Consider the following 21,697-nt stretch of genomic DNA (forward strand, 5'->3'; position numbering starts at 1 on the left):
CGTCCAGTCCTCCTTTCGGTTGCATGAGCGCCGCCGTTCAGTCGAACAGCGCCACCAGTTGATCGATCGAGCTCGTCCAGCCTTCGTTGTGCGAATCGCGCGCCGCTTCGTCGAAGAAGCGTTCGTGCTTGAGCATGAGTTCGGTGGCGGCCCCATCGGCACGCAGCGTCACGGTGACGAGCGACTCGCGCTCCGGCGTGCTGCGCCAGGCCCACGTGAATACGAGCTTTTCGTCCGGTACCACTTCGAGATACGTGCCGCTCACGTCGTGCTCCTCGTCGTTCGCGCCGCGCAGGATCACGCGAAAGCGCCCGCCCACGCGCACGTCCGCTTCGGCGTGGATGCAGGTGTTGTCGAGCGGCTGCATCCAGCGCATCAGTTGCGCCGGCTGCGTCCACGCGGCGTAGACCTTCGCGGCGGTGGCGTTGAGTCGCCGCCGGATGGTGAGGCTCGGAGCTTGATGGGCGGCGCTGGGTCCGGCTGCGGGTTGGGTAGACATGCATCTTCCTCCACGAAAGCGGCGAGTCGATCGAGCGTTTCACTCCAGAAGCGTTGATAGTGCGCGAGCCACTGCATCGCGTCCTCCATCGGCCCCGCGGCGAGGCGGCACGCCACGGTGCGGCCGGTTTTCGCGCGCGTGACGAGGCCCGCCTGAGCGAGTACGTCCAGATGCTTCATGACCGCGGGCAGCGACATCGCGAACGGCTGCGCGAGCGCGCTCACTGAAAGTTCGTCGTGCTGCGCGAGGCGCGCGAGCAGCGCGCGCCGTGTGGGATCGGCGAGCGCCGCGAAGGTGCGGTCGAGGGTGTCGTCTTCATACTTAACCATGCGGTTAAGCATAGACGGCAAGAGCGCGATGTCAAGGAAAGCGTCGGCATGAGCTGGCAGCGGCGCGCACGACCGCGCTGCCGCCACTAGAATGGCCAATTCACTGCGCCGCGCATTGCCACCTCTGCCACGTCCCACCATGCCGTCCAAAATCCGCAACTCGCTGCTCTGGATCTTCGACACCTTCGAGCGCGAGCCCGGTTACGTCCGCAAGCCGATGTTCGGCTGCGACGCCGCGTATCTGGACGGCATGCTGTGCCTCGTGGCCGCCGATCGTGACGCGCCGTTCAACGGCGTGCTCGTCTGCACGTCGCGGGAGCACCATGCAGCGCTCATCGAAGCGATGCCGGCGTTGCGAACGCACCCGGTGCTCGGCAAATGGCTCTACGTGCCGCAAGCGGATGCGGCGTTCGAAGATACCGCCGCGCAGTTGGGCGCACTCGTCCTCGCGCGCGATCCGCGCATCGGCGTGGAACCCAAACCACGCAAGCCGCGCAAATCGGCCAAAGGGCGCAACAGCGTGCTGCCGGAGTAACGCGCCAAAAAGCAACGTGCAAAAGCCACACGGCCCGCGCCGCCGTAAAGCGACGCGGGCCGTGCAGCCGCCCGGACAAGGCCGCCGTGGCCACCGGGCGAAGACCGGGTCATCCGACTATCAGATGGCCCAGCCGCCCAGGTAGAACGCGGCCAGCACGCCGGCGATCACCACCGTGCCCACGTTCAGCTTGCGGATCTCGCCGCTCACCACGCGGCCGATCACGAGCGTGCAGAAGCCCAGCATGATGCCCGTGACGATGTTCGCCGTGAGCACGATGAAGACGGCGCACACGAGGCCCGACATCGAATCGACCATATCGGTCATGTCGAGGCGGCTCACGCTCGAGAGCATCATGAGGCCCACGTACATCAGCGCGGGCGCCGTGGCGTATGAGGGCACGAGGCCCGCGAGCGGCGCGAAGAACATGACCGCGAGGAACAGCACGCCCACCGTGGCGGCGGCCAAGCCCGTCTTCGCGCCTGCCGCCACGCCCACCGTCGATTCGATATAGGCCGCCGCCGGCGCGCCGCCGAGGAAGCCCGAGAAGATCGAGCTGACCGAGTCGGCCGTGAGTGCCCGGCCGCCGTTGACGATACGTCCGTTCGCGTCGAGCTGACCGGCCTGCCCCGCCACAGCGCGGATCGTGCCGGTGGCGTCGAACACGGCTGTCATCACGAGCGCGAGCACGCTCGGCAGCACGGCGAGCGAGAGCGCGCCCTTGATGTCCATCGCACCGATCAGCGAAGCATGGCCCGGCGCCGAAAGCGAAGGCCACGCGAACACGCCATGAAAGCTCACAGCCGGGTCGATGGCGAGGCCGAGCGCCGAGATCGCGACGATCACGATCAGGATCGAGCCCGGCACGCGGCGGCGCACGAGGCCGAAGATCGAGGCGAGGCCGACCACGGAGAGGATCACGGGCAGCGAGGTGATATGGCCGAGCGAGACCGGCAGGCCCGCGCCCGGATTCTTGACGACGAGGCCCACGTCATTAGCGGCGATCAGCAGCAGGAAAAGGCCGATGCCGATGCCCGTGCCATGCGCGATGCCGTGCGGAAGGTTGCGCAGGATCCACGAGCGCACACCGGTCACCGAAATGCCCGTGAACACGAGGCCCATGAGAAACACCGCGCCGAGCGCCACTTCCGGCTTCAGGCCCTTGCCGAGCACGAGGCCGAACGCGGTGAACGCCGTGAGCGAGATGGCGCAGCCGATGGCGATCGGCAGGCGCGCCCACAAGCCCATGAGCAACGAGCCGAACGCCGTGGTCAGGCACACGGCCACGAACACGGCGCTGGTGTCGAAGCCCGCCTTGCCGAGCATGCCCGGCACGACGAACACGGAATAGACCATCGCGAGGAAAGTCGTGACGCCCGCAATCGCCTCCTGACGCAGCGAGCTGCCGCGTGCGGCAATGTCGAAATAACGGTCGATGAAGCCCGATGCCTGGCCCAACTCGATGGGCTCAGCTTCGGCGGCGGACGTGCCGGCGAGCGGCTGCGCGTGGGGTTCGATCATGGTGAGTGCCTCCTTTATCAGCATGCTGAAACGGCTCACGGCTCACCAGCCGATCCGTCATCAGGTTTGTCTCGAATGATTTAGTTGTGTCGACGCGTTGCCGGCGCTTGGTTTAACTTCCAGCGCTCATCGTTTGGATATCTCTTTATGGATGCAGCGAAGGTTAGGCGAACACGATTTGCGCTCCCATCGCACGAGTCGCATTGAGTTCATGCCGCGATGCTTATATGCCCGTGTACAGGGCACGCCACGTGACCTGGCCCCGCGTTTACACCTGGAAGCATCGGGACTCACCGGAACGCGGCGCGGGCGGTTTCCGGGCGATCGGGGCCCGCTTCGTCTGACGAAGGTGTGACGAATGGCCATCGACCCGGCTCGAGCGGGCATCGTGCCGCCCGGCGCGGCGCTTGCGGCGCCTTGAGCGCGTCGTCGTTAAGCGGATCGGCCCGGTGCGCGGGTTACACTCACGCATCCCGACCCGGTTTCCCCTGCCGCGCGCGTCGCGCCGGCTGCTCCAAGGAGTTTCAGTAGATGAGACGCGGCATCTTGCGTTCCGCACGTCCTGTTTTTCACTTTCCGTACGCCCTGACGCTGCTGTTGCTGCTCACGCTCTCGGGCTGCAGCCTGTTCCGGCCGGCCCCGCCGCCGGAGCCGGAAGCGCCCGTGGCCGCTGAGCCCGAGCCTTCCGCGAGCGAGCCCGAGGCCGCGTCCGCGCCCGAGGCGGCGAGCGAGCCGGAAACGGAAAGCACGACGAAGCCTGCGCCGAAGAAGCCGCGGCACACGCTCGTGCCCCACCGCCGTCCGCCGCCGCCACCGCCCGCGCCCGCGAGCGCCCCACCGGCGCCGCCCCCGGCGCCGCTCGTGCAGGTGCGCACGCTCGAGCGCGGCACCTTCCGCACGCTGCTCGACAGCGAAGTGCAAAAGACCGACGGCAAGGTCGTAGGTCGTGCCGTCGACATGGTCACGGGGCCCGGCGGCAAGCCTGTCGACGTCGTGGTGAACCTGCAAGGCTTCATGGGCATTGGCGACCGCAAGGCCAACTTCCCGTGGAGCGGCGTGCGCGTGAGCACCCAGCCAAAAACGCCCGCCATCACGCTCGCCCTGCCGGCAAGCCAGCTGCAGGTGCCCGACCGGCCCAAGGCCGGTGCGCCGCAGCCCGGCAACGCCGAGGCGAGCGCGACGCGCCTGCCCATGCTCGACGCGGACGTGGAGCGTGCCAGCGGCGCCAAGGTGGGCCGCGTGGTGGACGTGCTGCTGGACGGCAGCGCCGCCCCGCAGGCCGTGGTGCTCGATGTGAGCGGCACGCTCGAGAAACGTCATACGATCGCGGCTGACTGGTCCGCGCTGCACTTCGTCACGAAGAACAATGCGCTCGAAGCCCAACTCGAAATGAGCGATCAGCAGGTGGATGCCTCGCCGCCCTACGCTCCCGACCAGCCGGTGCGCGCCGTGACGCCCGCGGCCCCGCCGCCCCCGGCCTCGGCCGCCCCGGCTGCTCAAGCCGCGCCCGCTGCATCGCCCGTCGCCTCCGCAGCCAATGGACACGGTGCCAAATGACGGACGGCACCATGCAACAACCCAATCCAGACCAGCGCAGCGTGCGCGCGCTCGACTGGCTGAACTTCTTCGTAGCGAACGTGCAAACGGGCTTCGGGCCGTTCATCGCGTCGTATCTGGCATCGCACAAGTGGACGCAAGGCGAGATCGGGCTGGCCCTTTCGGTCGGCACGATCAGCGCGATGGTGAGCCAGGTGCCGGGCGGCGCGGCGGTGGACGCGCTGCGCAACAAGAAGGCCGCCGCCGCGTGGGCAATCATCGCGATCATCATCTCCGCCGTGCTGCTCGCCTCGAGCCCGACCGTCGTGGCGGTCATGGCCGCCGAGATTTTCCACGGCTTCGCCAGCTGCATGCTCGTGCCGGCCATGGCGGCGCTCGCGCTCGCGCTGGTGGGCCGCCAGAACCTGGGCGACCGGCTCGGCCGCAACGCGCGCTGGGCCTCGATCGGCAGCGCGGTGGCCGCTGGGCTGATGGGCTTGTGCGGCGAGTACTTCTCGCCGCGCTCCGTGTTCTGGCTGACGGCCGCGCTCGCGCTGCCCGCGCTCGTCGCACTCGCGATGATCAAATACGACCAGAATGCCGCCTACGCCAAACCCGCGGCCAAGCCCAGCAAAGCTGGCGCCGCGGCGAGCTCGGGCGACTCTCGCGAGACGATCTTCGACCTGCTGCGCGACCGGCGCATGCTGACTTTCGCGGCCTGTGTGGTGCTGTTCCACCTCTCGAACGCCGCGATGCTCAACCTCGCCGCCGGCGAAGTGACGGCCGGCATGGGCGACAACGTCCAGCTCGTGATCGCGGCGTGCATCATCGTGCCTCAGGCGATCGTCGCGCTGATGTCGCCCTGGGTGGGCCGCACCGCCCAAGCCTGGGGGCGCCGTCCTGTGCTGATTCTCGGCTTTTGTGCGCTCCCGCTGCGGGCACTCCTCTTCGCCGCCGTCGGCAACCCGTACTTCCTCGTGCCGGTGCAGATGCTCGACGGCCTTTCGGCCGCCGTCTTCGGCGTGATGCTGCCGCTCATCGCCGCCGACGTGGCGGGCGCCAAGGGCCGCTACAACCTCTGTATCGGGCTCTTCGGACTTTCGGCGGGGATCGGGGCAACGCTGTCGACGGCGCTTGCCGGCTTTATCGCCGATCACCTGGGCAATACGGTGAGCTTCCTCGCGCTCGCGAGCGCGGGCGCCGCCGCTGTGCTGATGGTCTGGCTTGCGATGCCCGAGACGCGCGACGCGCTCGAAGAAGAAAACGCCCGCGACGCTACTGTTTGAGTGGTGCGCCTCTGGAGCGGGTGCCGGTTGCGCCTGCTCCAGCGGACGGTGGCAACCCGCCTTTGTCCCAGCACACGAACGCCGACGCCCCTAAGGGCGCCGGCTCGTACAGATTCATGACGTTGGGATGACGAGGTGTGGCCGGGCTCAATGCACGCGGACAACAAACGGCAAGCCCGGCAACCCTGCGCGGGCGACCGGTGCGCCCGGGCAAGCCGCTCAGGCGGCCAGCGCCTCGTCCAGACGCGCCGCGACGACGGCGTTGGGAAGGTTGTCGAGCTTGCTCGCGAGGATCATCGCGTCGGCATTGGCCGGGCGATGACGGCGATTCGGGCTCGGCCGGAACACCGCGTCGCCGCGGCGGATCTTCTCGCCGGTCAGCGCACAAACGGCACTGCGGCGCGCCGTGCAGACCCGCCACAACTGGTCGGAGTAGCGGCCATAGGTGGCGTCGCTCCAGCAAACGGTGATGCTGTCCGGATCATGCCGCCGAATCAAGGTGATGCCCTGCGCATCCCACGAACGCACGGTGGCGCGCCGCCGGTTGGCTGCCTCCGATGCGCCGCGTGTGATGGGTACCGGTTTGCAACTTCTGCCGCCTTCGAATTCGCTGTCAAGGCTTAGCGGCTCGGAAGCCGCGGACAGAAGGTCAATGGTTTGTTGCCAAACGCTGCCGGTATCTAATTTCGTCATAATGCACCTCGTGCACGTGGAAACGATTCAAATATGCCGGTCGAATAAGCACTCTGCCACGTCCGGATTATAGCGTGTCTAACTCGCAATCCACAGGAAAAACGCAATTTTCACACGATAATGCCGAACGCAAAAACGAGATGGCGGAGCTTTCAGTTCCGACTGTAAGCCTCCAATGTTGGTTTCTTTACATCCGCAAACTTTTTTGCCGATTTGATGATACTTAACAATCCCACTGCGGAAAAAATAACCGGTTTCGGGCTTGATGTCACTAGTGGCGTGGCTTTCCAACATAACTGAATTGTTACAGCACCCGCTGCGTCCGGTGGACGGACGGCGCCCGAAACGCCCGTCCATGGCCGGCCTGACGGCCTTCACCGGGATCACGCCGGCTCTACTCTTACACACGGCACGTGACCGATCAATGAAACGCAATGCCCTATTCGGCATAGGTCCATCAGACATACACATACTAAACGTCAGTCTATTTGACGATATATTCTCGCACGAAGCTTGCATCACCTCGCGCATCGAATATCGAGACATTCCACTATTCGGAATAGCAATTAATGGATTTTGAATATTCCTTTAGAGGCTTCACCGCCCGTCAATGCGGTCATTGTGCGACTCGCGACATACGAATAGCAACAAAGCGGTGATGTTTCAAGCGCTGTCATCTGCACCGAAAGTACGCACACTAAACACGATTGAATCCGCGGATAAAGACAAACGAATGAAGATATCGCGCGGCCCGTCTTAGGTGCCGCGACCCTGATCGAGAAATTCGCCGGCGCGCACCCTGAGCATGGCGCCGAAGTCGTCGAGCCAGCCAATCGAAAGCCGCCAGCTCTGCCAGTAGAGTTCGACGTCGAGCGCCCGGCCCGGCGTGAGTTCGACGAGTTCGCCGCGCGCGAGATGCGGCGCGATCATGCGCTCGGGGCACATGCCCCAGCCCAGACCGTTCAGGCAGCAGCGCAGAAAACCGGCTACGTGCGGAATCCAGTGCAGCGGCGCATCGATCTGCGCGCGCGTGATGCGGCGAATGAAGCGCTTTTGCAGTTGATCTTTGGGATTGAACTCGACGCACGGCGCGTAGCGCAGCGTGTCGCGCGTCACGCCCCGCGCGAAATGTTGCTCGAAGAACGCCGGCGAGCACACCGCGAGATAGCGCATGCGACCAAGGCGTGTAGAGCGGCAGCCCTGCACGGGCTCGGCCTGCGTCGTGACGGCGCCCTGCACGCTGCCGTCGCGCATGCGTTGCGCGGTGTGATCCTGGTCGTCGATCACGAGGTCGAGCAGAATGCCGCGCTCAACGCAGAAAGCCGCCACGGCGTCGATGAACCAGGTGCCCACGCTGTCGTCGTTGACGGCCACCCGCAGCGTCGGCCGCGCCCCGCCCGGCGCACTCGTGAAGGTGGGCATCGCCCCGCCCAACTCCGCCTCGAGCAATTGCACGCGCTCCGTGTGACGGCACAGCAGCGCGCCCGAAGCCGTCGCGACGCAAGGCTGGCCACGTTTCACGAGAACGGTGCCCACGCGCTCCTCCAGCAGCTTCACGCGCTGCGAGACCGCCGACGGCGTGACGTTGAGCGCGCCCGCAGCACGATCGAACGAACCATGCCGCACGACGGCCGCGAGCGCATCGAGCAAGGCATAGTCGAGCATTAGCGTTCCTTAATCCGGTTAATGAAAATGAGCTTCTCTTATGTACCTCATGGCGGCAGACTAGCGCCATTCCCTGTCGATGTCCAATGACCGCAGCCGCCGCGCACCGCGACGCCCGCGCTCCCACTTTGCCCGCAACCGTCATGAACTGGCTCGCTTTTACTCACGGCGCGGCGCTCTGCGCCTCGCTCATCGTCACGATCGGCGCACAGAATGCGTTCGTGCTACGTCAGGGCATCTTGCGCTCGCACGTCGGCAAGATCGTCCTGCTCTGCACGCTGTCCGACTTCGTGCTGATCGGCTCGGGGGTGGGCGGCGCCTCGGCGCTCGTCGAGCGCTATCCGACCTTCGTGCACATCGTGCTGTATGTGGGGCTGGCCTGGCTCGTGTGGTTCGGCATTGGCGCGCTGCGGCGCGCGGTGCGCCCTTCGCACGCGGTGCTGGAGAGCCATGCCGCGACGGATGCGCCCGAGCAGCGCGCGTGGCCGATCATCCTCATGACGCTCGCGCTCACCTGGCTCAATCCGCACGTGTATCTCGACACCTTCCTGCTGATCGGCACGGCCGGCGCGCGCGAGCCGCAGGGCAGCCGCCTCGCCTTCGCGATCGGCGCCATGTGCGTGAGCGCGGTATGGTTCGTCGCGCTAGGCTACGGCGCGCGTGCGCTCGCGCCGCTGTTCCGGCGTGCGAGTGCGTGGCGCGTGCTCGACGGCGCCATCGGCGGCATGGTGCTGTGGATCGCCTTCGCGCAATTGCGCTAAAGCCCGGCCCCTTGTGCGTCGTTCGGGCTTGGCCGTTTCCCCCGCTACTGCGCGGGGCCCTTCGCTTTCTGCTGCTGCAGCAGGCCCTCGACGAGTTCCGGCGACATATAGTGCGGCCCGTCGAAGAGATACACGCGATAGCCGTGATAAGCCTCGAGCTGCGGCGCCAGTTCTGCGGCCGTGGCTGCGCGAAAGCCCCCGCCCTGTTTGGGACGGAACGCCTCCGCGATGATGCGCACGCGCTTGTGGCCCAGGTGCGCCGATAAGGCGTCCGCGTATTCGCGCGCGGCCGTCGGGCCGCGTGCATAAACGCCGCAGCCGTCCTGCAGCAACACGCCGACATCTTTCGGCAGCCAGGTGTCGAGCCATTTCGCAAGCGCCTCGCCGCCCATGTTGCTGGTGTCGTACACGCTGATCCACAACGGATGCGGCAGCTTTTCCAGCAGCGGCGCCATGCGTGGTGCGTCGGTCCAGGTGGGATCGACTTCGACGGGGAAATACCATCCGGTGATGTGCACCGGCGGCCGCACGGCCGCGAGCTTGAGCGAACGTTCGACCAAAGTTTCGAGGTTCTCGCGCGCTTGCTTCTCGTCCGAATAGCCCGCAAGCCCGACGATCACACCACGCGCCCATGGTTCGTTGGCAATGCGCACCCAGTCGGGCACGCGCGGCGCGGGAATGCCCGCGCCCGCCATGAACGCGACGTCGTCCACGGCGATCCACTGCACCAGCAGCTCGTTCACGCCTAGCCTGTCCCAGTCGCCGCGCAGGTCGAGATGGTCGTTATCGGGCTGCCAGACGATACCTTGCGCGAGCGCATCCGCGTGTGCGGGCACCTGCAGCGTGCAACCGGCGGCAGCTAGCGTGCACAGCGCCGCGCATGCCAGACGCGCGCAGCGCTGCGCGACGCGCGAGCGCTTTCGTGCGGATTCCCCTGCATGGCCCGTGTCGCCCTGGGCCTTTCTTCGCACGATCATCAGGTTTCCTCAATAAGAGAGCACGGCGCCGAAGAACACGCCACCCGCCCGGTCGTCGCCCGTAACATGCCAACGGTACTGCACCGTCACGTCGACATACGAGCGCGGCGCATCGTAGAAGTTGTCCCGGAACCAGTAGCGCGTGGAGACGCCCACGCCTATCCCCACCGGCACGCTGTGGTTGATGCTCGAATCGTAGTCCACGCCGGCCACGGCGTACGGAAAGACCGTGAGCTTCGGGCTGATGGTGTCGAGCCGCCACGTGCGGCCCGCCTCGAGATAGCCGGTGCCGTAGTTCCAGCCGTTGCTCACGTAATGGCCGACTTCGCCGTAGTCTTGCACCGTCCACCACGACGGCACGTCGAGCCGCCGCTCGGTGCCGATGCCGCCCGAGTATGCAAGACGCAACAGCCAGTCGGACGGCGCACGCGAGCCAATGGGGATGAGCCGCTCGAACGCCACCACCGCATTGATCGACTCGAACGGCTTCGCGCGCGCGCCGATGGCCCCGAGCGCCGTGGAGACGCCGCTGGGCGCGTCGCCCTTCGCGCCGACGTCCTGATAGACGCGCGCGTAGACCTCGAAGTTGCGGTCGCCGAGCGAGCCGAACGGCCGCCAGTATCCTTCGAGGCCCATTTGCCAGTTGTTGTACGAGCCGGGCACTTCGCCCGTCGACACACCGGGCTGCAGGCCTGAGCCGCGATAGTTGACCGAGGCGATGGCGCCCCAGTCGCGCGTGACGTCCGCGTGCGCATTGCGCAGGTCCTGCAGTTGCACCAACGTGGCGGGCGCAACTCCGGGCGGCGGCGAGGTGCCGTAGTCGATCGCGCGTTTGAAATAGCTTGCGGCCAGCGCGTCGAAATGCGCGCGGTAGGCGCTGTAGCCCGCATCGCCGGCGGCTTGCAGCGGCAACTGGCCGGCTTCGTCGGCTCGCGCGAAATACGTGGCCGCGCGGCGGTCGTCTCCCGCGCGTTGCGCCACGTACGCGGCGGAAAGCGGCGGCAACGCGTCGAGCAAGCCCGCGTCCGTCATGGCGCGCGCTTCGCGCTTCGCACCCGCGGTGTCGCCCGCGGCGGTGAGCGCGTCGATCAGTTCGAGCCGATGCTGCGGATTGCGCGGGTCCGCGGCTACGGCCCGGCGCTGCGCGGCGAGCGCCGCTGCCTGATCGCCGCGTTGCGCGGCGACGATCGCGGCGCGCCGGTCCGCGAAGCCGGGATCGGCCGCGTAGACATCGCAGGCGCTGCCGTACTGGTCAATCGTGCAATCGAGCACCGGGCGCGCCGTCGTGACAACACGCTCGCCGGGCGTAGATGGACCGGCAGCCTGTGCGAGCGCCGCGCGCGCGTAGTAGCGGCGCATGGCGATCAGCGCGTCGGTGTCGTCGCCAACGGGCGGCAGCGTGGCGAGAAGGTCGAGCGCGCGCTGTGGCTGGCCTTCGGCCGTCCACACATCGGCGATGATCGCGTGCGCCACGCGCTCATCGCGCACCGAAGCGCCTTCGCTCAGCAGCGCTTGCGCGAAATCCTCATCGGCCTGCGCCGCCCTGCCCTGTGCCGCACGTGCATAGCCGCGCAACACATACGGCATGAGAGTCGGCGTCGCGCCCGACGCAATCGCATCGCCCGCCGCGGCCTCGAGGCCGGCCATGTCGTTCTGTTCGAGCAGCATCTGGCAGAGCAGCAGCCGGTTGCCGAGTTGCGTCGGCGCGTAGCCGATCGCCTCGTGCATGAGCGCGATCGCCTGCGCGTCGTCGCCGCGCGTGCGCGCCGCCTGGGCCGCTTGCACCGCAGCGGGCGCGAGCCGCGCGCCGATCTGTGTGCGGCGCTCGCGCAGCGCCTGGCTGTCGCCGAAACGCCGCTGCGCTTCCTGCGCCGCCTGCCAGGCTTCGCGGTCGTGGCCGCCGGCCGTGGCGGCATCGATGGCGAGCAGGCGCAGCCGCAATATGTCCGGCCGCAACGCGATCACGGCGTTCGCCTCGCGCCAGGCGCTGTCGTACTGCTTCGCGCTGTACGATTTGTAGGCATCCTGAGCAAGCTGCCATGCCCGGCCGGTCAGATAGTCGGGCGGACCGGACCCCGGCGGCGCAGCGGCGCGCGCCGTGCGGCCGCCACCTGTTGCGGCACCTGGCCGCGCCAGCGCCGCCACCTGCGCATCGACCTCGCGACGCCGTGCCGTGAGCGTTGCGTCGGGACCGATCTGTGCGATCGCATCGGAAAGCGTGCGGCTCGCCTCGCGCCACTGCCCGCGCGCCGCCTGCGAATTGGCTAGCAACAACCGCAGCGATGCGAGATCGGGCCGTTGACGGATCGCCTCGCGCGCGTAGCGCTCGGCGCCCGCGTAATCGCGGCGTCCATAGGCGTCGTAGCCTTGCTGGGCGACGCGATAGGCCGCGCCGCTCAAGGGCAATGGTTGCGTGCCTTGCGGGAGCGCTTGAGCGTGAGCGCGCCCCACGCCCGCGAGCGCGGCCCACAACGCGGCGAGCAGCAGCGCTCGGGGCACGTTCGCACGACCGCATGAAGATCGCCAAGCCGCAAAACGATTCGGAGTCCGTCTCATGACGTAGCGGCACCTTCGGCGCGCAAGCGTTCCTGCTCGGCGATCGCCGCGGCCAGCGCATCGCGCGTGATCACGCCCTGCTCCACCATGAAATCGCCGATGCGCCCGTGCTCGGCCGGCCGGTAGCGTTGCAGCGCGCCGTCGAACGCGGCCCGCTTCACCGCGCCACGTTCGATCAGTAGATCGCCCAGCAGCGGTATGCCCGGCGTGGCGGCGCCGTGCGCTTCAGCGTTCGCCTTCGCTTCATGCGCTTCGCGCACCTGCACCGGCGGCACGCCGCGCAACAGGCGCAAGCCGTCCGCCACCTCGCCCTCGCGCACGATGCGCTGCACGATCGGCAACGCGCATTGGGCCTGCAGCGCTGCGAGCGCCGGTTGCGCGAGCGGGCTCGCGCATAGCAGCACCTCGTGCCCCTTGCCGTCGTCGCCTTGCGGCAGCACGCGGTAGCGCACCGCGAGTTCTAGCGGCAGATCGCCTGCGTAACGCGTGAGCCGCTCGCGATCGAGCCGGCCACGCGGCAGGTCCGCCTGAAACGCGATGGCCTCCGCGAGCGTTTCCTCATCGAGCCAGCCGTGCGCCATCAGCACGCGCCCGAGCGGCGCTTCATGCGCGTGCTCCTGCGCTAGCGCCTGCTCCAGCTCCTTCGGTCCGATCGCCTGCCACGAAAGCAGCAGTTCGCCGAGGCGCTGCTTGCGATCCGTAAAGCCGTCCGACGAGGGGAAGTCGTGCATGGTCTTGTCCCACACGAGCCGCTTGCCGGTGACGAGATACGCGAGATACATCTTCCACGCGCGCGAAACCGCCATGAAGTTCACGAAGTTGCCGATCACCATGCGCGGCACCGAAAGCACGCCATGCGCCCAGCCGTACAGTCGCGAAACGAAGTACACGCGCTGGATCACGCGTAGCAGCAACGCGACACCGTTGGCCCACAGCACGATGGTGAGAAAGCGCGAACCCGCGAACGGCGAAGCGATCAGATCAGGCCGGATGCCAAGGAACTCGGCGTACGCAAAGAGCAGGAACTGCGCGAGCAGCACATAAGCAATGATGCCGACGAACGCCGTGACGATGCCCTTGCGGTCCCTCGCAAGCAGATAGCGGTTGGCGAGCGTGCCGACCCAGCCCGTCTGCTCCCATCCCTGCAGGCCGATGCCGAGCGTCCAGCGCGCGCGTTGACGGTAAGCGGTCCGAAACGTATCGGGAAAGAACTCGCGCACGCACAGCGGCATGGTCAGCGTGACGTCGCGCTCGGGCCCGAAGCCGAACCACGACTTGCGCCGCGTGGCGAACTCCACGGGAAAACGCGCGAAGATCGAATGCATGCCCATGCGGCCCAGCCGCTCGCCCACGTCGTAGTCTTCGGTCAGCGTCTCCGTATTGAAGGGCTGATTCTGCGTCTCCTTCGCGAGCCCGGCCAGCGCGCGGCGCGAAAAGCACGTGCCCACCCCTGCCGACGGCACCGTGCCAGCAAGGCTCTCGCGCACCACGAGATCCTTTGCATGCCACTCGGCGAACTCGTCCATATACGTGCCCGCAACGAGTTCGTACCATTCGCGCTCGAGCGAGGCCACCGGCAACTGGATCATGTCCTTGCGCGGCAACAGGTAGTTGAAGAAGCGCAACTCGAGCGGATGCAGCACGTCCTCGCTGTCGTGCAGGATCACGCCCGCGAATTCGATGCCGGTTTCTTTTTCCATGCGAAAGATCGCCTGCACGATCCAGTTCAGGCAATCGGCCTTGCAGGTGGGGCCGTCGTGCGGCACCTCCACGCGGTGGAGCTGCTTGTAACGCCGCCGCATGCGCTCGACTTCGGCAATGGTCGCAGCATCGTTCTGATAGGTGCCGGCGAACACGACATAGTTCTTGTAGTCGAGCACGCGCACGAGGTCGGTCACCATCGAGGCGATCACATCCTCCTCTCGCCAGGCGGGCACCATGATCGCCAGCGGCTGCTGCTCGCGCGTGTAGAGCTGCTCGGCGCGCAACGGCTCGTAACGGCGTTCGATCGTGAAGTGGCGGATGATCCGGCGAACCCAGTACCACGCGTCGATGAAAAGGTCGTCGATGCTCGATAGCAGGATCACCACCGCCACCACCGCCGCGAGATACTCCATGCCCTCGTAGTAGCGGCCGGCGTAGTAGTTGAGCCACCAGTCGATGGCGTGCGCGCTCACGATCCGCTCTGCTGGTTGTCCGGGTTTGCGGCGCTCTCCTGCGCCGCGCGCGCCGCGGCGGCGGCCGCCGTCCTCGCCCGCGCCCGCTTGCGCGCAAAGCCCGCGGCAAGCAGCAGCAACACCAGCACCGCGACGGCGATGCTCGGCACGCCCCAGCCCGCCCAGTGTCGCGTGAGCCACGCGCGCTGATCGTCCGTCGGCGGCACGCCGCCTGGGTACTGCGTGTCGAAGGTCTTGAGCACACCGCTCGCGTCGACGATGGCCACGTCGCCCTGCTGCAACTGCATGCCGGGTGGCAGAACGGGTGCGTCGCCCACGCTGCGGTACACGATGCCAGGCGTCGTGCCGGAGCGCACCACCTGAATCAGGCCGAGATTCGCGAGACCCGAAATGTCGACGAGCATCGAACCGCCGCGCGCCTTGAGCGTGAGGCGGCCGTCCGCGAAGCTCGCATGGCCCGCCTCGCTGTCGAGCGCGACATCGGCGGCGAGGAAGGCGTCTTTCGGCTGCGCGCTCTGGCCGTTCGGCACCACCTGGAGCGTTGCGCGCGTGGGCGCGACGCCTGCCGCATTCGCGAGCCGCGCCACGCGCGGCAGCGTTGTCACCGGGTCGGCCAGATAAGCGTCGGGCACGAGCACGTCCGCGGTGCGCGAGAAACGCGCCACCATGCCTGTGAAGTTTTCGCCAAGCGGTCCCTGGCCGATAATCAGGTGGCTACCCGGCAGGACGGCTGCGGGATAGCCCTGCTCGCGCGGCCGGCAGCCACCCGCCGGCTGGCGCTGGAACAACACGCGTAGCGTGTTGGTGGTGCCGAGCGCATAGACGGGAATGTCCGCGCTCACACGTTGCGCGTGACCGTCGGCGTCGAGCAGATGCGAGCCGATCAGCACGCCGTTGAAAAAGATCGACGCCGTCTGGCCATTGCGGTCCGCTGCGGGCGCGGCAGCCAGATCGAGAACGACGCGGCGCGGAATCCGCCCATCGCCCGAGACCGCCGCGAGATCGAAGTTGGCCTCCCACGCCGCACTCGTCAGCACATCTAATGTTCCCGGTGTGCCCCCGATCAGCGAAAGTGCGATCCGGTCGCTCGAGCCCCCCGCGCTCAGGTTCGGCGACGCGGCAAGCTCGTGCACGACAAGCCGGCGCGACACGTCGATGCCGCTCCACGTGCGCGAAAGCGCGCTCACGCCGGTGTCGTCGCCGACCACCACCGTGGGCAGGCCGCCCAGATGCGCGAGGCGCAATTCGCCCTTCTCGAACGGCGTGGCTAGCGCGCCGCCAGAATGCGTGCGCCATGCATCGAAAGCGCCCGCGGCATCGGCGGAAACGGCCAGTACTTCGCCGCGCAACGCGTCGAGCGCGGCGCCCGCCTGCGCGCGCAGCGCGTCGTCGGCGACCACGACGTTGGGCGCGAAAGCACCCGCTGGCGCGAGCGCAATGAGCGCGCCCAGTTCGGCGGGGTTCGCGATCTTGTGCGAGCCGCCCGCTGCAAGCGCGGCGAAAGCGGGCACGGCCTGCAACGCAGCCGGGATCTGAACGGTGCCGAGATTCACGGTGTCGCCCACCGCGGGCATGCGCGTCGTGACGGGCGTCGCGCCGCCGCGCATCAACAGGGCTTCGAGCCGCCACGCCACGTCATAAGCCGCGGCGTCGAGCTTGCCGCCGCTTACGAGGACCACGGGCTTCGCAGGCAGCGCGCTCCACGCGGTGCGCACGTCGTTCACGGCGGAGGTGTCGAACTGATACGTGAGGCGCGTGGTGGGCGCGACCTTCCAGACATTGCCGATTGCCGTCTGGTCCGTGCACACATTTTCGTTGAGCACCGACGACCATTGCAGTCCCACGCGCACGAAGCCCGAGGGGCGCGGTGCGCCGTCCACGCCGATGCTGAGCGAGCCGTCGCCCTGTGCGTCCGTAACGTTGCGCGCCTGCACGGGCGAGCCGTCGAGCGAGAGCAGGAAGGTCGTGCGCCCGCCGTTGCCGCGCAGATAATTCGCGTCGAGTTGCAGGGTCGCGTTGCTGATCGGCAAGCCCGCGGGCACCGGCAGATAGAGCTCCTGGGTCGCATCGGGCGCACGCAGCACGACCGGTTCGCGCACGCCGAGATCGGCCAGCGCCACGGTTCGCGATTCCACGCGCCCCGCTCCGAGCTGCGCGAACGCTTGGGCCAGGTCGCCAGGCGCCGCATATGCGCAGCGGCCCAGCACCGCGAGCAGCGCTGCGGCCACATATACGCAATACGTCGCGCCCACGCGCTTGCACCCCGCTGCGCTCACCTGCCGGATCGGATCAAATCTCACGTGTCATGCCTCATGATGTCGGCGCGGCAGCGCAACCGCCGCGTGGCGGTGCTTGCCGTCCCGCCTTTTTGAATTCACTGGTTGCCTGGCACTACGATACAACTGATACGTCGGCATCGAGTCGACGTCAAGACGCCGCGTCGGCCTCGTCCGCCTCGCCGGGCTCCGGTCGCATGGCGACCACCGGATGCCGGTAACCAGGCAACTCGCGGCTCGGAAATGGCTCGAACGGCTTGCCGGTGAGTGCGGCGACGATGCGCTCCGAAGCGTGCCCGTCGCCGTAGGGATTGACGCGCCTCGCATAGGCGCGCCGCTCGTCTTCGTTCTCGACGAGTTCGAGCACCGCGCGCACGATAGCCGCCCGATCGGTGCCGATGAGCTTCACGGTGCCCGCGGCAAGCGCTTCGGGGCGTTCGGTCACGTCGCGCATCACGAGCACGGGCTTGCCGAGCGCGGGCGCCTCTTCCTGCACGCCACCCGAATCGGTCAGCACGATCGAAGCGCGCTGCATGAGGCGCACGAACTCGGGGTAGTCGAGCGGATCGGTGAGATGAACGTTTGGCGCGTTGCCAAGCGTGGCGAGCACGGGGCCGCGCACGTTGGGATTCAGATGCACCGGATAGACGATTTGCATCTTGCCGGAATGCGCGAGCGTGGCGAGCGCCGCGCAGATATGCTCGAAGCCCTCACCGAAGCTCTCGCGACGATGCCCGGTGACGAGAAGCAACGGGCGCCCCGTGTCCGCCGGTTCGAGAAACGGGAATTGCGCATCGAGGCGCTCGCGCAACGCAGCGTCCTTGTCGAGCCGCTCGCACATGAGATGCAGCGCATCGATCACCGTATTGCCCGTCACGACGACGCGCCCGCCCAGCGCCTCCGCTTCGAGATTCGCCCGCGAGCTTGCCGTGGGCGCGAAGAGCAGATCGCTCACGACATCCACGACGCGCCGGTTCATTTCCTCGGGCCAGGGCTCGAACAGATTGCCCGTGCGTAATCCGGCCTCCACGTGTCCAACCGGTATGCGCCGATGAAAGGCGGCAATGGCACCTGCCATGCTCGTCAAGGTATCCCCATGCACGAGCACGCGCTCGGGTTGCTCGGCCGCGAGCACGTCGTCGAGCCCGGCGAACAGGCGTCCGGCGAGACCGTTGAGCGTCTGATTCGCGGTCATCGCCCCAAGGTTGTGGGCAGGCACGATGCCGAACAGATCGAGGACCTGCTGGAGCATGGTCTGATGTTGCCCCGTCACGCAGACGACGGACTGCACGCCGGGTTCCGCTTCGAGACGTTTGACGAGCGGCGCCATCTTGATGGCTTCGGGCCGCGTACCGAATATCGACAGGATGCGCACAGGCAGGTTTCCGGTTAGCTGGAGTGTCCGGGCGCCGCGGCGTTGCCCGCATGCGACGCCCCCTTTTACCGACTGTCTTCATGGCATTGGCGCCGGCCATCTGTTTCGCCGCCGCTTGTCGCGAGGCGGCGAAGGGGCCGGTCAGCCGTACTCTACCCGCTTAATTAGACCATTGCGCGCAGTCGTGCCGCGCCCCAACGCTCGGGCCCGATTGTTCAACGACTCGATATGGATCGACTCATTGTTTCGCACAGCGAGATGTATTGGATTTTGATGCCATGTTCATTCAAGCGCGGAAATGAACGATAGCTAACGATTCGACGAAACGTCACGCTCGTCGCGTTTTGCGCGGGTTCGAAGTAAGCTCGTGCGACGATGGCGATCTCTTCTGCATCACGGCGTGCACGCGCGGCGACACCGATCAACGGCTCCTGTCAGGCCCCCTGTCGCCGCGACACGCGACTGTGAAAAATCGCGTGCGTTAGCCACCAGCAAAAGAACAGCGAGATGGACGACCTGATATTCGACGCCTTCGATGCGTCGCAACTCATTCCCGGCTTCAATGCGCCGGCGCTGCCCGTCGAGCGTCCAGACCGTGAGACGCTCGACGCCGCCGAGCGCAACACGCGCCACTGGACGAGCCGCGTCAATGGTGCGCTTACGCCCGGCACCGACGTACACCGCGACGAAATGTGCCGCATGTTCCGCGAGACCTTCAATCCGTACCGGCCCTCGGTTCTCGATTGGCCGCAGCTCGAGCCCGCGGCGCTCAAGCGCATCACGGATCTACCCATCTGGGACATCGCCGTGCAAACGGAAGGCCGCGCGCGCCTGCGCATGGCCGCGTACGCCGCCGCGCTCGACGACGCGGTGATGCGCGACGCGCTCGCGCTCAACGCGTGGGAGGAGAACCGGCACAAGGAAGTGCTCTCGCGCATGGTGGCGGCGTACGGCATCAAGCTCGCGAGCGAGCCGCCCTACGTCTATCCTAAGGATGCCGAATGGGCTTACCTCGTGACGGGCTATAGCGAATGCGCGGACAGTTTCTTCGCCTTCGGCCTCTTCGAAGTGGCGCATCGCTCGGGCCTCTTTCCGCCCGAGCTGATCGACACCTTCGAGCCCGTCATGCAGGAAGAATGCCGCCATATCCTGCTGTTCGCGAACTGGGTCGCCTGGCACCGCGCGCGGCTCTCCTGGTGGCAACGCATTCGCTTCGAACTGAAAGTGGCCGGCGTGTGGGCCTTTCTCGCCTGGGAACGGGTTGGCCTCGCGCGCGCGATGGACGCCGAAGGCAACGAGCACAAGCACGACAACAACTTCACGATGAACGGCGCGCAGCAGGTGACGGACGTGGACATCAGCGTGCCGGAACTCATGCGCCTGTGTCTCGCCGAAAATGAACGGCGCTTTTCGGGCTACGACACGCGTCTGCTGCGGCCGGACACCATGCCGCGGCTCGTACGCTTCGCACTGCGCTTCGTGCGCGACAAGAAGAACTGACGCTCCCTCACCCCTCTACGCGCGCCGCTTCGTTCGAATGGACGATTGCGGCGCGCGCGGCTTTCGTGCGACGCTTCGCGCCCATGCAGGTTGCGCGGCGCCGCTTCAGCGCACTCGAAGAATGCCTTCCACAAAGCTGAATTCCGCGCAGCTCACGCGTCTGTCACAGTGACGAAGTTCTTCGTCAACGACGAACGCATTGTCCCTATCGAGGAGAAAGAGCTTGAAAATTCTGGTGCCCGTCAAGCGCGTGGTCGATTACAACGTGAAAGTTCGTGTGAAGTCGGATGGCACGGGTGTGGATATCGCCAACGTGAAGTTTTCGATGAACCCGTTCGATGAAATTGCGGTTGAAGAAGCGGTACGCCTGAAGGAAGCGGGCGTGGCGACCGAGGTCATCGCCGTGTCGTGTGGTGTTTCGCAGGCCCAGGAAACGCTGCGCACGGCGCTGGCCATCGGTGCGGATCGCGCCGTGCTGATTGAGTCGAACGACGACCTGCAGCCGCTCGCGGTGGCGAAGCTTTTGAAAGCGCTCGTCGATAAAGAGCAGCCGTCGCTCGTCATTCTCGGCAAGCAGGCCATCGACGACGATTCGAATCAGACCGGGCAGATGCTTGCTGCTCTTGCGAATCTGCCGCAAGCGACCTTCGCTTCGAAGATTGTCGTCGCAGACGGTCAAGCCACCGTCTCGCGCGAAGTGGATGGCGGCGCAGAAACGCTGTCTTTGAAGCTACCCGCTGTCGTGACGACCGACTTGCGCCTGAACGAACCGCGCTACGTCACGCTGCCGAACATCATGAAGGCGAAGAAGAAGCCGCTGGAGACGATCCAGCCTTCCGATCTGGGCGTCGATATCGCGCCCCGTCTGAAGACGCTGAAAGTCGCCGAGCCGCCAAGGCGCAGCGCAGGCGTGAAGGTGCCGGACGTTGCGGCGCTAATCGAGAAGCTGAAAACCGAAGCCAAGGTGCTGTAAGGGAGCGATTTCAAATGACGAATCTGGTGAATCTGGTAATAGCCGAACACGACAACGCGACGGTGAAGGCCGCAACGTTGAACACCGTTGCAGCAGCACAGAAGATTGGCGGTGACGTGCATGTGCTGATCGCGGGCCATAACGCGCAGGCCGCTGCCGACGCGGCAGCGAAGATCGCAGGCGTTGCGAAGGTGCTGCTCGCCGACGCGCCGCAACTCGAACAGGGTCTCGCAGAGAACGTCGAAGCGACGGTCCTGACTCTTGTGCAAAATGCGGCGAAGCACTACTCGCACATCCTGGCTCCGGCAACGGCAGCGGGCAAGAACGTCACGCCGCGCGTTGCCGCAAAGCTCGACGTCGCGCAGATCAGCGACATCACCGCTGTGCACAGCGCCGACACGTTCGAGCGTCCGATCTATGCGGGCAATGCGATCGCAACGGTTCAATCGCAAGATGCGATCAAGGTCATCACGGTCCGCACGACGGCGTTCGATGCAGTTGCAGCAGAGGGCGGTAACGCAGCGGTCGAAAAGATCGAAGCCGCGGCAGACAGCGGCCTTTCGCAGTTCGTGAGCCGCGAGGTCACGAAGCTCGACCGCCCGGAACTCACGAGCGCGAAAATCATCGTCTCGGGCGGCCGTGGCTTGGGCAGCGGCGAGAACTATACGAAGGTGCTGGAGCCGCTTGCGGACAAGCTCAACGCCGCACTCGGCGCATCGCGTGCGGCAGTCGATGCGGGCTACGTGCCGAACGATTATCAGGTTGGTCAGACCGGCAAGATCGTCGCGCCACAACTGTATGTGGCAGTCGGCATCTCAGGCGCAATCCAGCATCTGGCAGGCATGAAGGACTCGAAGGTCATCGTCGCGATCAACAAGGACGAAGAAGCGCCGATTTTCAGCGTGGCCGATTATGGCCTCGTGGGCGACCTGTTCACGGCCGTGCCCGAACTCGCCGGCGCAATCGGCTAATACCGCTACGAAGGCAGCAAAAACTAAAGGCGCCTTTGTGAAAACAAAGGCGCCTTCTTTATCGGGT

The 21,697-nt window shown here is 66.5% G+C and carries 17 protein-coding genes; 7 read left to right on the top strand and 10 right to left on the bottom strand.

The genetic code is table 11. The features are described from left to right. Positions 1-37 precede the first annotated feature (37 nt). Together JMY28_RS22115 and JMY28_RS22120 are read right to left on the bottom strand one after the other, a co-directional pair. Complete coding sequence (locus tag JMY28_RS22115; protein WP_328809441.1) at positions 38-376, bottom strand: SRPBCC family protein; 339 nt, start codon at positions 374-376, stop codon at positions 38-40. Beyond that, a complete protein-coding gene (locus JMY28_RS22120) occupies positions 376-828 on the bottom strand; it encodes an ArsR/SmtB family transcription factor (RefSeq protein ID WP_201698059.1) in 453 nt (150 codons plus the stop codon). Before JMY28_RS22120 ends, JMY28_RS22115 begins: the two co-directional genes overlap by 1 nt. Positions 829-967: 139 nt before the next feature. On the opposite strand from JMY28_RS22120, the gene JMY28_RS22125 reads away from it, so the two are divergent. Continuing rightward, positions 968-1,363, top strand: a complete 396-nt coding sequence (locus JMY28_RS22125) for a hypothetical protein (protein WP_201698060.1) — start codon at positions 968-970, stop codon at positions 1,361-1,363. A 120-nt stretch (positions 1,364-1,483) separates the two neighbouring features. Here JMY28_RS22125 and JMY28_RS22130 read toward each other — a convergent pair whose 3' ends face one another. Beyond that, entirely contained in the window at positions 1,484-2,884 is a 1,401-nt protein-coding gene (locus JMY28_RS22130; RefSeq protein ID WP_201698061.1) for an NCS2 family permease, read from the bottom strand. A 531-nt stretch (positions 2,885-3,415) separates the two neighbouring features. Between JMY28_RS22130 and JMY28_RS22135 the strand changes: the two genes are divergently transcribed. Together JMY28_RS22135 and JMY28_RS22140 are read left to right on the top strand one after the other, a co-directional pair. Continuing rightward, entirely contained in the window at positions 3,416-4,441 is a 1,026-nt protein-coding gene (locus tag JMY28_RS22135) for a PRC-barrel domain-containing protein (RefSeq protein WP_201698062.1), read from the top strand. 11 nt (positions 4,442-4,452) lie between these two features. Continuing rightward, positions 4,453-5,706, top strand: a complete 1,254-nt coding sequence (locus JMY28_RS22140) for an MFS transporter (protein ID WP_201698063.1) — start codon at positions 4,453-4,455, stop codon at positions 5,704-5,706. Between the two features lie 219 nt (positions 5,707-5,925). Here JMY28_RS22140 and JMY28_RS22145 read toward each other — a convergent pair whose 3' ends face one another. Both JMY28_RS22145 and JMY28_RS22150 read right to left on the bottom strand, forming a co-directional pair. Then, positions 5,926-6,399 carry a DUF3331 domain-containing protein gene (locus tag JMY28_RS22145; RefSeq protein WP_051482004.1) on the bottom strand — a complete coding sequence of 158 codons (474 nt, stop codon included), beginning with the start codon at positions 6,397-6,399 and terminating at the stop codon, positions 5,926-5,928. Positions 6,400-7,155: 756 nt separating this feature from the next. Continuing rightward, complete coding sequence (locus JMY28_RS22150; protein WP_201698064.1) at positions 7,156-8,064, bottom strand: LysR family transcriptional regulator ArgP; 909 nt, start codon at positions 8,062-8,064, stop codon at positions 7,156-7,158. A gap of 143 nt (positions 8,065-8,207) precedes the next feature. Here JMY28_RS22150 and JMY28_RS22155 point away from each other — a divergent pair, with 143 nt between their 5' ends. After that, complete coding sequence (locus tag JMY28_RS22155) at positions 8,208-8,825, top strand: LysE/ArgO family amino acid transporter (RefSeq protein WP_201698065.1); 618 nt, start codon at positions 8,208-8,210, stop codon at positions 8,823-8,825. 44 nt (positions 8,826-8,869) lie between these two features. Here JMY28_RS22155 and JMY28_RS22160 read toward each other — a convergent pair whose 3' ends face one another. The 5 genes from JMY28_RS22160 to wecB all read right to left on the bottom strand — a co-directional run bounded on the left by JMY28_RS22160 (position 8,870) and on the right by wecB (position 18,186). Further along, positions 8,870-9,802, bottom strand: a complete 933-nt coding sequence (locus tag JMY28_RS22160) for an alpha-amylase family protein (protein ID WP_201698066.1) — start codon at positions 9,800-9,802, stop codon at positions 8,870-8,872. Positions 9,803-9,811: 9 nt separating this feature from the next. Continuing rightward, a complete protein-coding gene (locus tag JMY28_RS22165) occupies positions 9,812-12,301 on the bottom strand; it encodes an NfrA family protein (protein ID WP_201698067.1) in 2,490 nt (829 codons plus the stop codon). Positions 12,302-12,354: 53 nt separating this feature from the next. Next, a complete protein-coding gene (locus tag JMY28_RS22170; protein ID WP_268960655.1) occupies positions 12,355-14,535 on the bottom strand; it encodes a glycosyl transferase family protein in 2,181 nt (726 codons plus the stop codon). Next, the gene (locus JMY28_RS22175; protein WP_236596988.1) at positions 14,532-16,835 is read right to left on the bottom strand and encodes a cellulose biosynthesis cyclic di-GMP-binding regulatory protein BcsB; all 2,304 of its coding nucleotides are present in this window, start codon (positions 16,833-16,835) and stop codon (positions 14,532-14,534) included. The genes JMY28_RS22170 and JMY28_RS22175 overlap by 4 nt, the downstream gene beginning before the upstream one ends. Before the next feature lie 127 nt (positions 16,836-16,962). Next, on the bottom strand, positions 16,963-18,186 hold the full coding sequence (gene wecB / locus JMY28_RS22180; RefSeq protein WP_201698068.1) for a non-hydrolyzing UDP-N-acetylglucosamine 2-epimerase: 1,224 nt from the start codon (positions 18,184-18,186) through the stop codon (positions 16,963-16,965). A 507-nt stretch (positions 18,187-18,693) separates the two neighbouring features. Here wecB and JMY28_RS22185 point away from each other — a divergent pair. The 3 genes from JMY28_RS22185 (at position 18,694) to JMY28_RS22195 (ending at position 21,630) form a co-directional block, all read left to right on the top strand. Continuing rightward, on the top strand, positions 18,694-19,686 hold the full coding sequence (locus tag JMY28_RS22185; protein ID WP_201698069.1) for a ferritin-like domain-containing protein: 993 nt from the start codon (positions 18,694-18,696) through the stop codon (positions 19,684-19,686). Between the two features lie 223 nt (positions 19,687-19,909). Further along, the gene (locus tag JMY28_RS22190; RefSeq protein WP_201698070.1) at positions 19,910-20,659 is read left to right on the top strand and encodes an electron transfer flavoprotein subunit beta/FixA family protein; all 750 of its coding nucleotides are present in this window, start codon (positions 19,910-19,912) and stop codon (positions 20,657-20,659) included. A 23-nt stretch (positions 20,660-20,682) separates the two neighbouring features. Next, a complete protein-coding gene (locus JMY28_RS22195; RefSeq protein ID WP_201698241.1) occupies positions 20,683-21,630 on the top strand; it encodes an electron transfer flavoprotein subunit alpha/FixB family protein in 948 nt (315 codons plus the stop codon). The last annotated feature ends 67 nt before the right edge of the window (positions 21,631-21,697 follow it).

Source organism: Paraburkholderia hiiakae, from assembly GCF_904848665.1.
GTDB classification, from domain to species: Bacteria; Pseudomonadota; Gammaproteobacteria; order Burkholderiales; family Burkholderiaceae; genus Paraburkholderia; species Paraburkholderia hiiakae.

Coding starts and splice junctions, on each gene's coding strand:
- JMY28_RS22115 (WP_328809441.1), bottom strand. CDS start 376: ATGCGCTGGATGCAGCCGCTCGACAACACCTGCATCCACGCCGAAGCG.
- JMY28_RS22120 (WP_201698059.1), bottom strand. CDS start 828: ATGGTTAAGTATGAAGACGACACCCTCGACCGCACCTTCGCGGCGCTC.
- JMY28_RS22125 (WP_201698060.1), top strand. CDS start 968: ATGCCGTCCAAAATCCGCAACTCGCTGCTCTGGATCTTCGACACCTTC.
- JMY28_RS22130 (WP_201698061.1), bottom strand. CDS start 2,884: ATGATCGAACCCCACGCGCAGCCGCTCGCCGGCACGTCCGCCGCCGAA.
- JMY28_RS22135 (WP_201698062.1), top strand. CDS start 3,416: ATGAGACGCGGCATCTTGCGTTCCGCACGTCCTGTTTTTCACTTTCCG.
- JMY28_RS22140 (WP_201698063.1), top strand. CDS start 4,453: ATGCAACAACCCAATCCAGACCAGCGCAGCGTGCGCGCGCTCGACTGG.
- JMY28_RS22145 (WP_051482004.1), bottom strand. CDS start 6,399: ATGACGAAATTAGATACCGGCAGCGTTTGGCAACAAACCATTGACCTT.
- JMY28_RS22150 (WP_201698064.1), bottom strand. CDS start 8,064: ATGCTCGACTATGCCTTGCTCGATGCGCTCGCGGCCGTCGTGCGGCAT.
- JMY28_RS22155 (WP_201698065.1), top strand. CDS start 8,208: ATGAACTGGCTCGCTTTTACTCACGGCGCGGCGCTCTGCGCCTCGCTC.
- JMY28_RS22160 (WP_201698066.1), bottom strand. CDS start 9,802: ATGATCGTGCGAAGAAAGGCCCAGGGCGACACGGGCCATGCAGGGGAA.
- JMY28_RS22185 (WP_201698069.1), top strand. CDS start 18,694: ATGGACGACCTGATATTCGACGCCTTCGATGCGTCGCAACTCATTCCC.